Genomic DNA, 11,983 nt, shown 5'->3' on the forward strand with positions numbered 1-11,983 from the left:
TAAATTCAGGGCATTGGAATACTCCTTAATTGGACAACAGTGCTTGATACTTCGATACCATGGCGGGATTCCCCGCCTTTGATTCAAGCATAATCAGTACTTTTAGGCTGGGATCTTGGTACCCATAGCGTTGATTAAAGGCCAACAGACGTAAGCGTGCCTCTTTTAACTGATTCTGTGAAACTTCTATTTTTGCCAATTGAATTATGGAATTAGGGCGCAGTGGTTGATGGTCTAATGCTTTAGAAAAGTACGTTTTGGCTTTATTAATATCATTTGATTTTAGTGCACACCACCCAGCATTTTCGTAGCTTGCAGAGACAAGGTAATAATAGGGTTGCTCGATGGCGCGATTGAAATAGCGATCGGCGTCGATAAAATCGCCTTGTTTGCACAGAAAAGCCCCGTAGTTATTAAGAACATTACCATTATGTGGATGCATACGAATGCTACGTTGATACATTGCTTTAGCGTTGTCGTCGTCGCCTACGGTTTCGAAATAATGCGCCATTGTTAGAGTAGAACGGTAATAATTGGGTGCATGTTCCATCGCTTTTTCAAAATTTTGCTTAGCGCGAGCGTAATCGCCTTGGTTCATATAGCCAAGGCCCAGTGCTATACGAGATTCAGCAATGGAGACGGGATCTCGTTGCTGGCGGTTTGCTCCCTCATCTATCGTTACACAACCGCTCAGTATTAGTATACAAATTAGGGATACGAGCCATTTAATCATTGCCTTACACTCCTCCGCGACGGCGTTTTAGAATCATAATAAGCACTTAGATTTATACCTGGCATGCGTGAAGATGTGTGTGCGAGTGAGCGCGCAAAAATAACTCGATAGATGTTCATTATTCGTTTAAATAACGAGCAAACAGAGTTGGAATATTAACTCTAATCTGTATCTGAACAGTGAATTTCGATACAGTTAACAAGAAGAAATAATGAGCCATATGACGATGACAATTGAACAAAAACCTTGGTTAAATACCTATCCTGATGATGTGCCGGAAAATGTAAATATTGACCGTTACAACAATATAAATGAGTTATTTGAACACTCGTTTACCGAACATGCTGACAAAACCGCTTTCGTGAATATGGGGCACTCCCTTAGTTATCGGGAGCTCAATGAAAAGAGCGATGCATTTGCCGCCTACCTTCAGGTCAAGTTGGGTGCAAAAAAAGGCGATAGAATCGCCCTAATGATGCCAAACTTATTGCAATACCCAATCACGATTTTGGGGGCGCTAAAAGCCGGATTAGTCGTGGTTAATGTGAATCCTTTGTACACGCCAAGAGAGCTGGAGCACCAGCTCCGTGATTCTGGTGCAACGATTATCGTTGCTGTGACCAATTTTGGCGAGAATCTGCAAAAAGTGGTCGCGAAAACCAGCATTAAACATGTTGTATTGACCAGTATCGGTGATGCGTTAGCACCTCATAAACGAACTTTAGTCAATTTTGTCGTTAAATACGTCAAGAAGATGGTGCCGAAGTATCATTTACCTGGTGCTATTTCGTTGCGCCGAGTACTGACAGAAGGAAGAAAGCTAGAATTTAACCCACCGACAATAGAAAGCAGCGACCTAGCGTACCTACAGTACACGGGCGGTACGACCGGTCTGGCAAAAGGGGCGATGCTTACACATCGAAATATTATTGCAAACGTGTTGCAAGTGTTTGGTCATTTCGGTCCTCGAACTTCGCTTGAGCAGGAATGCGCAGTAACGCCGCTGCCGCTTTACCATATTTTTGCGAACTCAGTCAGCATGATGCTGATGATGTACATGGGGGCGACCAACCTGCTGATTACCAATCCGAGAGATCTTAATACCTTCGTGAATGACTTGAGTAAGTATCCATTTACCATGGTCTTTGGCTTGAATACTTTGTTCTCAGCGCTTAACAATCATGCAAAATTTAAAGAACTCGATTTCTCACATGCAGGATTTACGATCGCTGGTGGCATGGCCACACAAAAACACGTCGCTGAAGAGTGGCAGAAAATTACAGGAATGCCGATTATCGAAGGGTATGGCTTAACGGAATGTTCGCCTGTTGTTGCTGGTGGCGTCCATACTCAACAATCTTTTGTTCCTGCCGTTGGCGTCCCTTTGCCAAGCACTGAGCTGCGTATTGTTGATGAAGAAGGTAAGGCATTGGGCATTAACGAGGTGGGTGAAATTCAGATCCGTGGTGACCAAGTCATGAAAGGTTACTGGAAACAAGACGCGGAAACGAAGGCCGTGCTGACGGATGATGGTTGGCTGTTCTCAGGCGATATTGGCAGAATGGACGAGCAAGGAATCTTTTACATTGAAGATAGAAAAAAAGACATGATTCTGGTGTCTGGCTTCAATGTTTTTCCTACCGAAATAGAAGAAGTCGCGACGTTGCACCCAAAGATCATTGAAGCGGCGGCAATTGGTGTGCCTGATGATGTCGCCGGTGAGCGTGTAAAACTGGTTGTTGTTACAAATGGACAGGTGACAGTAGAAGAGATTAAAAAGCATTGTCGCCAATATTTAACGGGTTACAAAATCCCTAAAGTCATTGAGTACCGAGAGTCATTACCAAAAACTAACGTTGGTAAAATCTTGAGACGTGAGCTTCGCTAATACGCATAGCCTCACAACAATTGATAAGCGGATAATTGATAAGCGGATATAAAAATGCCCCAGTGATGGTTGTCACTGGGGCTTTCGCGTTTAGGGAATAGAAGGCACGGTTAACGCCGGTTTAGTTATTGGCTACTGATTTGTTCTTTAACAATCATGTCGTGAACTCACTCAGTGACAGTAAAATTATCAGCACTGAAATGTTCTAGGTCGTAAGGTGTTTGTTGATAGACGCAATAATTTAACCAGTTTGCAAACAGCAGATGGCCATGGCTTCTCCAACTTGCGATAGGTTTATTATCCGGATCATCGTTAGGGTAGTAGTTCACTGGAATAGTCGGCTCCATCCCTTCGCCGAGATCGCGTACGTATTCATTGTGAAGAGTATGGGCTTCGTATTCAGGGTGGCCAGTGACAAATACGTTTCGTTTGTCTTTTGTTGCCGCGAGATAGACACCCGCAACGTCTGATGTCGCTAGGATATCAAGGTCGGTGTGCTCTTCTAAATATTCCACAGAGAAGTCTGCATAGCGTGAATGAGGTGCGACAAAAGAATCATCGAACCCACGTAAGACGGGATGATAAGGCTGTAGGATGGAATGATGATAAACACCAGACAGCTTTTCTTTACGTGTGCGCTTAGGAAGGTTATACAACAACTTTAACCCTGCTTGGGCTGCCCAGCATACATATAAAGTGGATGTCACATGGTGATGCGCCCAATTCATGATGGTTTGTAGGTGATCCCAATACATCACATCTTCGAATTGCACGAGCCCAAGGGGGGCACCGGTAATAATCAACCCATCAAAATTACGATCTTTGACCATTTCAAATTGACGGTAGAAATTGTCTAAATGCTCGGTGGGTGTGTTTTTACTTGGTCGGTCATCAATGCGTAACAACTCGATATCGACTTGTAACGGGCTGTTTGATAATAATCTTAGAAATTGAGTTTCAGCCTCAATTTTCTTGGGCATCAAGTTGAGGATTAAAACCTTAAGGGGACGGATCTCCTGAGAGGATGCTCGTGTTTCAGGCATCACAAAAATATTTTCTTCACGCAATACATCGGATGCAGGCAATTGGTCAGGAATCTTAATTGGCACAGCTTACTCCCTAAGCTATCTGGTCTTCTGGACGTCTATACATCTAAAGTTAACCGAATCTTTTTACCTTGTCGACCGTTAATTGTTATTGAATTATCGAAGCGCTTGTCTTATCTGAGTTTTACTCCTGAGCGAGCATTATTCCGGTATACTGGATTCATTGTGACTAAAGCGGTTGATTATTAGGAAGTTGTGTTGAAATTGATATTAATTCGTGGCTTGCCAGGTTCAGGAAAATCCACCTTAGCGAAAAGCTTCGATGCGGTTCATATTGAAGCCGATATGTTCTTTTTGAACGATAAAGGACAATATCAGTATGATGCCACTTGTATCGAGCAGGCTCACCTGTGGTGCCAAGGTGAAACTGAAAAGCAGTTGAAACTAGGCAAGGATGTTGTGGTCGCCAACACGTTTGTACGCCGCTGGGAAATGAAGGTTTACCAACAGCTGGCGAAGCGCTACAAGGCAACATTAGAAGTGAAGGTGTGCAAGGGACAGTATCAGAATATTCATGATGTGAGTGAAGCTGTCATTGATAAAATGCGCCGACGTTGGCAAGATTGATAAATAGTTGTTCAGCGACACGCAATTTTTATTTATTAACAGGAACCTGTACATGGCAAAACGCTCCCCAAAGGTTGAAATGACGTCTTATGGTATTTATTCAACTTGGGATTCTGGTTCAAAAGAACTTCCTAAAATACAAGACTTTACTACCACAGTGACCGCTGATGAACATGTTGAATTTGGCTTTACGGTCAACATTAAAAAAGCAAAGGGCGAACGCATTCAATTTTGTATTTTTCATCCTGGTATTGTGGGTAAGAAGGGACAAATTCTTGACCCGTTTGATGGTGAAGAGCACATCAATAGTAATGATTGGGATTTTTATTTAGGCGACACCATCCAATTACTACACCCAACCCAAGGGCTTGAAAGTAATTTAGGGGAATGGAGGATGGAAATGACTCTGCAAGGCAAGATAGTGGCGCAAAAGAAGTTTAAAGTTATCGCAAGGGACGAGGGGCAGTTTTGGAAATATCGCGGCTTCTAATTACGATTAAGCTCAACAGCTTCGTCCACCGAGTGGAAGATAAACAGCGTTTACTTCAACTTGCGTCAGAACAACAGTGCCAACTCAAGCGTATTCGTCGGTCTCGACACTGGACTCTTACGGGAAACGCTGATTCTCTAACAGAGTTTGCGTTTCAGTCTGGGGTGGGCTGGATTTCAGTTGCGGTCGATAAGGTCCTTGCGGAATACAAGTCGCCAATTCAGCAGGTCTTAGAAAAGAACCCAAATGTAACGATTGCTGAGCTGATGCATGAATCTGGATGCACGTTAGTGGAAGCAAGAAAAGCTATCGATGATTTTGAGTTTTTATAGCGTTGTTAAGTTGGGAGTTTATCTGGTGGATATAATGAACGTATTTCTATACTTAGGCAGTCGCTCATGCTTACCAGAGGTTAAGATAGAAAAAAGCCATCGCGTGTCGTCGTGATGGCTGTCAGTACCGGTCAAAAATGTGCAGACGTTACTCTGTAACGTATGTGATCACAAAATCAGTGATTTTCACCATATCGGCAATCGCAATGTACTCTTCAGTGGTGTGAACTTTCGCCATCCCTGTAGAAAGGTTGACGGTTGTCAGACCCTTCTTGTTAAAGTTATTCGCATCGCTTCCACCACCAGTATGTTTCGTCTTAGCCGTAATGTTATTTTTAGCAAATGCGGCTTTAACATGCTGAACATGAGGGTTATCTTCTGCGATCACGAATGCATCGTAAGCTCGGGTTGATGTTACTTCAATTGACGCACCAAATTTAACCGCAGAGGCTTGGAACGTTTGAACCATATGGTCGACTTGTGCGGTGAGTTTTTCACTGTTTAACGAGCGAGCTTCTGCAACGACAGTCATCTCAGGCATGACGATATTGGTTGCTTGCCCACCATTTACCATGCCAATGTTTGCTGTTGTTTCTTCGTCGATACGGAGAAGTTTCATGTTAGAAATCGCGTCCGCTGCAACACTCGCAGCGCTAATGCCTTCTTCTGGTGCTAAGCCAGCATGGGCTGGACGCCCTGTGATTTTCGCGATGATCTTTTGTTGACCCGGCGCCCCAGTCACGATGGTGCCAATAGGACCACCAGTATCAAGAACGATAGCGTTGTCAGATTGAATAAATGACATATCGAAATATTCAGAGCCGAACAAACCGCCTTCTTCATGCACGGTAAACGCGACTTCGATGGTCTTATGCGCGATGTTTTGTTCCTTTAAACAACGAACCGCTTCGATCACTGCCGCAATACCGGATTTGTCGTCGCCACCAAGGATAGTATTGCCTTTAGAGCGAATGATGCCATCTTCAATAATGGGTTCGATACCGATACCTGGCGTGACCGTATCCATATGGGCACTGAATACAATGCTTCCATCTAACGTGCCGTCTAAGCGGCCATAAACGTTAAAACCATTGGTGTATTGCTCGGGTACAGGCAGTTTACTTACTGTAAACCCAAGCTCACCAAGTTGCTCAGATATTGCTTCTGCAATGGCTTTTTCGTTACCAGATTCGCTGTCGATTTTGATGAGATCAAAGAAATGGTTGACCAAACGGTCCGTATTTACATGGGTCATAGGATTACTTCGCATTGAGAACAGGGAGGATTACTTTACACCCTATCTTTACGTGCTAGACCTGAGGTAAATCAAATAAAGCACGGCAATGTTGTTTTATCGGTCGAGTTTTGTTCGATTATGGTTGGAAAATTGGTAACAGGCTATCATCGTAGCGCAAACAATCAGTAGACTTCCAGCCCACTGCAATGGCAGTAACGTCTCTTGGAGAAAGATGACAGAAAAAAGCAAACCAAATAAAGGTTCCGTCCCCATCAATAAGGATGCATGGCTTGCATCGAGTGATTTGACCGAATGATTTTGAAGAATAAAAGCCAGCAATGTACAGCCAAGAGCAAGATAAACAATGCTCAAATAATCTTGGGTGGAAGCAAACTTAAGTGTATGAATAAGGGAAGGGTGGCTGGCATCCTGAATCACTAGAATCAAGGAAACCGTGGTAACGATGGAAAGTTGAATAAACGTCACAACATCGGTTTGTAGTTCATAGGTGCTAAATGCTTTTCGACAACTCACGACCATAACAGCACGAAGTATTGCTGCGAGCAAAATTAATAGAGTGCCAGAAGAGAAGTTGATATTTAGAGAATGCTCGCCTGTTATTAAGATAACCCCGATGACACTGCCCAAACCATACATCCACAGCAACGGAGGAAGCACAGCTTTAAGCCAGATGCGCTCTAGAATGGGCGTAAATAATACGCACAAGCTGATCAATACGGCAACTTGATTTGCGTGTGAGCTCATTAGTGCTCGGGTTTCTGCCATAAAAATGCCAGTAAGGATGACACCAGTACTTACGCCGACGATTACATAGGGTTGTGGCGAATGTAAAAAAACGAGGTAAGAGCGGTTCTTTACTATGAGTATGCCCAGAGCGACGAAGGCAATCACAAATCTTAAAAAGAGTATTTGTTGAACAGAAAAGTGCATAAGTAACGGTTTAGAAACACCGTAGCTAGTACCCCATAAAATTGAAACGACAAGTAGTCCCCAAATTGCGTTGAGTGACGCTGCGTTTGATGCATATCTAAGGTTTATTAGCATTTAATTTATAGCTCTATCGTGAATATGTTGAATCTTATGCTAACTTATGAAAGCAATATGATAATACACATGGCAAGCAAAGGACTGATGACTTGTGGACACGAATAAATTGATGGGATTGTTGCCCGATATTGCAGCCTTTGTGGTTGTAGTGGATGCCGGTAGTTTTACCGCTGCCTCACAACGTCTTGGCGTGACACCGTCTGGAGTAAGCCGCCAGGTAAGTCGCTTAGAGTTAGCGCTCTCGACCGATTTGCTTGAGCGAACAACTCGTAGACAAGTGATGACGGATGCGGGGAAAGCCGTTTACGAGTTTGGTAAGAAAATTATGGAAGCGGCGACGGACATCTCTGCCATAACGAGTATTGACAACGATAATGCAGCTGGAGAGCTTAGAATCGCGGCGCCAAAAGCGTTCAGTCGACATATTTTAGAACCTATGCTGTTGTCATTTTTACAGCTGCACCCGAAAATAAAACTAAGGCTGTTCGTCAGTGACGATTTTATCGACCCGTTTGGTCATAACCTAGATATTGTGTTTGAGTTAACTCATACGCCTAGAGAGAATTTGGTTGCGAAGAATTTAGGCAATATAAAAACGGTGCTTTGTGCGAGCAAAGCTTATTTGCAGAAAAATGGAATTCCGTTTGAGCCAAACCAACTCGTTCAACATCAGTGTTTATTCCTCAATGAAACACCTAATGACAATCAATGGTTGTTTACTCGAGAGCATGAGAGCATCAAGGTACAAGTAGATGGGCGATATAGCGTTAACCATTCAGAAATGAGGTTGAACGCCGTTAAAAAAGACTTGGGTATTGGTGTTTTTCCAGAATTTGTTGTCCAAGAGGCATTACTCATGGGAGAAGTCTTGCCAGTATTGCCTGATTGGAATGTGAATTCGCGTTATCAGGGGATGGTTGTCATGCAGTTCCCTCAATCCAAATATATGCCTCTTCGTAGAAGAGTCTTTATCGACTATATAGCAACCGCGATGAAGCCGTCGTCCCGGTAGTCCTAGAAAGTACCGTTACTGTAAAACTTCACTTCAAGATCACGCACTCTCTATCTTAATACCTCTGTTTCTGTCTCTGTTATTGAGCACTAAAACGTTGCGGAAAATCACTAAAGATGCCATCGACAAGTTGCAGATGTTTAAAAGATTTGGGGTTATTGACGGTATAACACCAAATCGAGACGTTTCGTGTCTTCAAAGATCGAATGTGTTTTTGTGTCAACCAACGATAGCTTAGGTGGCAGCTAAATGCATCGATACTGTCGATCAGCCTTAGTAGCTTGTTGTTGAGTCTATTACCTAAGACGCCAAGCCTCACATCCAAATTAGCGGCGTAGAGTTCTTGCATAACCTCGGCACTAAAGCTTGAAATAAGGAGCTGTGAGCGATCGATAAGACTTGAGTCAATGGCAGATTTCACTAAAGAGACGACGTGTTTGGCATCGTGTCTATCAATCTTAATCTCCAAGTTAATGGCTAGCTGATTTTCGTGACAATAAGACAATAATGTTTCTAGCGTTAAGATGGGCTCTGATTTGAATTGAGCGGCTTTCCAAGCACCAAAGTCCAGTTGCTGCAGCTGTGATAAAGTCAGTTCATCGACTCGACCACTCCCATTACTGCAGCGGTCTACGGTATGGTCATGACAGATTACCAATGCATTGTCTAGGCTTGGTTGTACATCGACTTCTACCCATTTAACGCCAAGACGCTGTGCTTCTTTAATGCTTGCTAACGTGTTTTCTGGATGGGTACCTGCAACTCCTCGGTGTCCAGCAATGATGGCGCTCATAGTTTGATTCCTATTGAATTGTGCTCTGGTTAACGACCAAACGACGATTTATTTTATTATCGAGACAACGAGACGACAATGAATTATTGCTTTAAAAAGCGATAAGCGTGAAGTAAAGATTAATAAATGAATGTTGCACAATTGTAAGTATGCGTTTATCTTGATTGGGTGATTAGACCAGTTGGTAAGTTAATGAAAATACATCATATAAAAGGGTATATCCAACAGATTTATCTGGTTGAGTATCCAGATAAGTTATTGCTACTCGATGGCGCCAGCCGGGCTGACGTCACTCTTATATGTGATTATATTACTCAAGAGCTGGGCCGTTCCGTCTCGGATCTTAAGGTAGTCGTTGTGACGCACATGCACCCTGACCATGCTGGTGCTGCAAATCATCTAAGAAAAATATCGGGTTGTGACATCGTTTCATCACTGGCGACCAAGCAATGGTATCAAGGTGTTGACGGTTTCTTTATGCATTTGAGTGATCTTCTATTGGCGTGGTGGATGGCCAGTCGTATGGGTAGACCGCGTAAAAACTTGTGGTATCAAAAAACACTTTCCCCTCAGTTTGGCGTAAGCGACGGCGATCAGCTTCCGTATTTTCCCGATTGGCAAGTATTGGCGACGCCCGGCCATACCGACCGAGATATTTCGGTTTATCATAAAGAACAAGCGGTTGTTTATGTGGCTGATCTCATGGTTCAGGTAAAAAAGCACCTCGTTGCACCGTTTCCAGTGTTCCATCCCAATCAATACCGTGTGTCAGTCGAAAAAGTGTATAACCTGCATGCCAAACAGGTATTGTTAGCCCATCGAAGTGCCGTTCAGTTTGATCGCGAGGCGCGGGACCATCTATTAGAAACCGCACCTCGAAAGCCTGTGACTCATTGGCGTGTGGTGAAAATCAAAACAAAGAAGTTCATCCTGTCTTTAGTGAAATAAGTTACTTCGCTTTGTCTTGATTTGGGAAAATAAGTGAATTGGTGTCAAACCCCGCTTTTTGTGCAATGTTGATGTATTGATCAAGTTGGCTTTTCGGAAGCGTGGGCGTACGAGATAGAATCCAAAAATAATCAGAGTTGTAACCACTCACCAAGGCGACGGAGTAATCTTGTTCAAGATAGTAGACCACATAGCTTCCGTAGAACGGCCCAAAAAACGATACTTTAAGGTGGGCAATGTCCGGTGTTTGAACAAATTTAGCCTTACCTTCCGCTTCCGACCACTCTTTATCTTCGATATCCCAGCCTCTATTGAGGACTTTCACGGAACCGTCTTCATTAACTGAGTATGAAGCTGAAACGTTATCTAAGCCTCGTTCAAAACTATGATCCAGACGAGCGATTTCGTACCAGGTCCCTAGGTATCGGTCGAGATTGAATTCGCTCACCGGTTTCACCGTTTCCGGCATCCCCGTACAACCTGCAAGTAAACCGATAAACAAAAATGCCGCCATTTTCCGTAAATACATAATCATTTTAACGTCCTGTTATTGATATTTTCTTTAATTATAAACGCTTATGTACGTTATCAAAGCTTAAGAGTGACAAATATTGCATAAATATCGCATTGCGAATATTCTCATTGTGTCTATTGAAGAGATGAATTGGCGGAAAAGGTAGTGGGTATACAATGATTGAAATATTTCTCGTCCTTGCCATGTTGGTAGGTTTGTTTTTTGTTGCTCAAAAGTACTTTGTGAAGCAAGAAGACACCAAAACCTATCGTTATAAAACGAAAGGCCCCATTCTTTCCACGCCGCAGACGGCATTTTATAATGCGTTGCGAGAGGCGGTGGGCGAGCATGGACTCATACTGACGAAAGTTAACCTATCGAATGTTGTTGTTCCAACACAAACGGCTAATAAGAAGCAGTGGTTCATCGCAAACAACGTGATCGCAAAAAGTTACTTTGATTTTGTTGTCTGCGATCCAAGGACATTGCAACCTCGCGTTGTTATTGAGTATGACGATGGACAAAAACTGCATAAGGGTAAAATTGAAAGGCAGAAGCTGATCATGCAAGTTTGCAAGTCGGCAGAGCTTCCATTAATTGGTGCGAGCGTTAAATTGAGTTACCAAGTCAGTAAGCTTCGGCGTCTCATTGGGGCTCACATTGATCTTATCGAACCTGAGAAAGAAATCCGTTTTTGCAAACGATGTGGCAGCCCTATGAACATAAAAACAGCAACGCAAGGGAATTTTAAAGGACGACGCTTTTTTACCTGTAGCCGACAACCGTTATGCCAGTACACAGAGAACTACAATGTTGTATTTGAAGATGACGTCGCGGATTAGTTTTCTTCGTAAGGAAATGAAAATTAGTCGTTTATTTGCAGATAAAAGCACAAAAACAGACCGAACTGGTGATATAAGCGACAAACGATATCAAAAACACAAAAATGTGCTTGCACAGCCCAATATCTCTCGTTAATATCTCCCTCGTTCTAAAGAACAACGCCCGCTTAGCTCAGTTGGTTAGAGTACTTGCATGACATGCAAGGTGTCACTGGTTCGAGTCCAGTAGCGGGCACCATTTTCTATATTTCCTTATAGGAAGTGAATGAGTAAGACAGTTAGAAAGAACGCCCGCTTAGCTCAGTTGGTTAGAGTACTTGCATGACATGCAAGGTGTCACTGGTTCGAGTCCAGTAGCGGGCACCATTTCTTTATTTACGTATGTGAATAGCGAGTCAGACTGTTAGAACAACGCCCGCTTAGCTCAGTTGGTTAGAGTCCTTGCATGACATG

13 protein-coding genes and 2 tRNA genes are annotated in these 11,983 nt (G+C 43.2%); 9 read left to right on the plus strand and 6 right to left on the minus strand.

Annotated features, from left to right (window positions below):
• Positions 1-25: 25 nt before the first annotated feature.
• Positions 26-730, minus strand: a complete 705-nt coding sequence (pilW, locus tag ACE1OE_RS06155) for a type IV pilus biogenesis/stability protein PilW (protein WP_449210493.1) — start codon at positions 728-730, stop codon at positions 26-28.
• Positions 731-959: 229 nt separating this feature from the next.
• On the opposite strand from pilW, the gene ACE1OE_RS06160 reads away from it, so the two are divergent.
• Complete coding sequence (locus ACE1OE_RS06160) at positions 960-2,621, plus strand: AMP-binding protein (RefSeq protein ID WP_449210494.1); 1,662 nt, start codon at positions 960-962, stop codon at positions 2,619-2,621.
• 167 nt (positions 2,622-2,788) lie between these two features.
• On the opposite strand, the gene metA is transcribed toward ACE1OE_RS06160, so the two are convergent.
• Positions 2,789-3,730: a homoserine O-acetyltransferase MetA gene (gene metA / locus ACE1OE_RS06165; RefSeq protein ID WP_102470683.1), complete on the minus strand. Its 942-nt coding sequence runs from the start codon at positions 3,728-3,730 to the stop codon at positions 2,789-2,791.
• Positions 3,731-3,925: 195 nt separating this feature from the next.
• Here metA and ACE1OE_RS06170 point away from each other — a divergent pair, with 195 nt between their 5' ends.
• Genes ACE1OE_RS06170 through ACE1OE_RS06180 form a run of 3 tightly spaced genes read left to right on the plus strand, consistent with a single transcriptional unit; the run spans position 3,926 to position 5,116 of the window.
• Entirely contained in the window at positions 3,926-4,294 is a 369-nt protein-coding gene (locus tag ACE1OE_RS06170; RefSeq protein ID WP_449210468.1) for an AAA family ATPase, read from the plus strand.
• A gap of 52 nt (positions 4,295-4,346) precedes the next feature.
• Positions 4,347-4,784, plus strand: a complete 438-nt coding sequence (locus ACE1OE_RS06175; protein WP_449210469.1) for a DUF3859 domain-containing protein — start codon at positions 4,347-4,349, stop codon at positions 4,782-4,784.
• On the plus strand, positions 4,763-5,116 hold the full coding sequence (locus ACE1OE_RS06180) for a ribosome recycling factor family protein (RefSeq protein WP_449210470.1): 354 nt from the start codon (positions 4,763-4,765) through the stop codon (positions 5,114-5,116). The genes ACE1OE_RS06175 and ACE1OE_RS06180 overlap by 22 nt, the downstream gene beginning before the upstream one ends.
• A 148-nt stretch (positions 5,117-5,264) precedes the next feature.
• Here the strand turns inward: ACE1OE_RS06180 and ACE1OE_RS06185 are convergent, their stop codons facing one another.
• A complete protein-coding gene (locus tag ACE1OE_RS06185; protein WP_449210471.1) occupies positions 5,265-6,371 on the minus strand; it encodes a M20/M25/M40 family metallo-hydrolase in 1,107 nt (368 codons plus the stop codon).
• Between the two features lie 96 nt (positions 6,372-6,467).
• Complete coding sequence (locus ACE1OE_RS06190) at positions 6,468-7,418, minus strand: DMT family transporter (protein WP_449210472.1); 951 nt, start codon at positions 7,416-7,418, stop codon at positions 6,468-6,470.
• 94 nt (positions 7,419-7,512) lie between these two features.
• On the opposite strand from ACE1OE_RS06190, the gene ACE1OE_RS06195 reads away from it, so the two are divergent.
• Positions 7,513-8,433 (plus strand): LysR family transcriptional regulator, encoded by a 921-nt coding sequence (locus ACE1OE_RS06195; RefSeq protein ID WP_449210473.1) that lies wholly within the window; start codon positions 7,513-7,515, stop codon positions 8,431-8,433.
• Positions 8,434-8,512: 79 nt separating this feature from the next.
• Here ACE1OE_RS06195 and ACE1OE_RS06200 read toward each other — a convergent pair whose 3' ends face one another.
• Complete coding sequence (locus tag ACE1OE_RS06200; protein ID WP_372060312.1) at positions 8,513-9,226, minus strand: glycerophosphodiester phosphodiesterase family protein; 714 nt, start codon at positions 9,224-9,226, stop codon at positions 8,513-8,515.
• Positions 9,227-9,418: 192 nt separating this feature from the next.
• On the opposite strand from ACE1OE_RS06200, the gene ACE1OE_RS06205 reads away from it, so the two are divergent.
• Positions 9,419-10,174, plus strand: a complete 756-nt coding sequence (locus tag ACE1OE_RS06205; protein ID WP_449210474.1) for an MBL fold metallo-hydrolase — start codon at positions 9,419-9,421, stop codon at positions 10,172-10,174.
• Position 10,175: 1 nt separating this feature from the next.
• Here ACE1OE_RS06205 and ACE1OE_RS06210 read toward each other — a convergent pair whose 3' ends face one another.
• Positions 10,176-10,703: a lipocalin family protein gene (locus ACE1OE_RS06210; RefSeq protein WP_449210495.1), complete on the minus strand. Its 528-nt coding sequence runs from the start codon at positions 10,701-10,703 to the stop codon at positions 10,176-10,178.
• Between the two features lie 161 nt (positions 10,704-10,864).
• Between ACE1OE_RS06210 and ACE1OE_RS06215 the strand changes: the two genes are divergently transcribed.
• The 3 genes from ACE1OE_RS06215 (at position 10,865) to ACE1OE_RS06225 (ending at position 11,896) form a co-directional block, all read left to right on the plus strand.
• Positions 10,865-11,530: a DUF2726 domain-containing protein gene (locus ACE1OE_RS06215; RefSeq protein WP_449210475.1), complete on the plus strand. Its 666-nt coding sequence runs from the start codon at positions 10,865-10,867 to the stop codon at positions 11,528-11,530.
• Positions 11,531-11,691: 161 nt separating this feature from the next.
• Positions 11,692-11,768, plus strand: a tRNA-Val gene (locus ACE1OE_RS06220).
• Positions 11,769-11,819: 51 nt separating this feature from the next.
• A tRNA-Val gene (locus ACE1OE_RS06225) sits at positions 11,820-11,896 on the plus strand.
• Positions 11,897-11,983 lie beyond the last annotated feature (87 nt).

The organism is Vibrio sp. E150_011, assembly GCF_053544015.1.

Bases quoted from the DNA above. Each gene is read 5' to 3' on its own strand.
- ACE1OE_RS06205 (WP_449210474.1), top strand. From the start codon at position 9,419: ATGAAAATACATCATATAAAAGGGTATATCCAACAGATTTATCTGGTT.
- ACE1OE_RS06200 (WP_372060312.1), bottom strand. From the start codon at position 9,226: ATGAGCGCCATCATTGCTGGACACCGAGGAGTTGCAGGTACCCATCCA.
- ACE1OE_RS06175 (WP_449210469.1), top strand. From the start codon at position 4,347: ATGGCAAAACGCTCCCCAAAGGTTGAAATGACGTCTTATGGTATTTAT.
- ACE1OE_RS06185 (WP_449210471.1), bottom strand. From the start codon at position 6,371: ATGACCCATGTAAATACGGACCGTTTGGTCAACCATTTCTTTGATCTC.
- ACE1OE_RS06190 (WP_449210472.1), bottom strand. From the start codon at position 7,418: ATGCTAATAAACCTTAGATATGCATCAAACGCAGCGTCACTCAACGCA.
- ACE1OE_RS06160 (WP_449210494.1), top strand. From the start codon at position 960: ATGACAATTGAACAAAAACCTTGGTTAAATACCTATCCTGATGATGTG.
- ACE1OE_RS06215 (WP_449210475.1), top strand. From the start codon at position 10,865: ATGATTGAAATATTTCTCGTCCTTGCCATGTTGGTAGGTTTGTTTTTT.
- ACE1OE_RS06210 (WP_449210495.1), bottom strand. From the start codon at position 10,703: ATGTATTTACGGAAAATGGCGGCATTTTTGTTTATCGGTTTACTTGCA.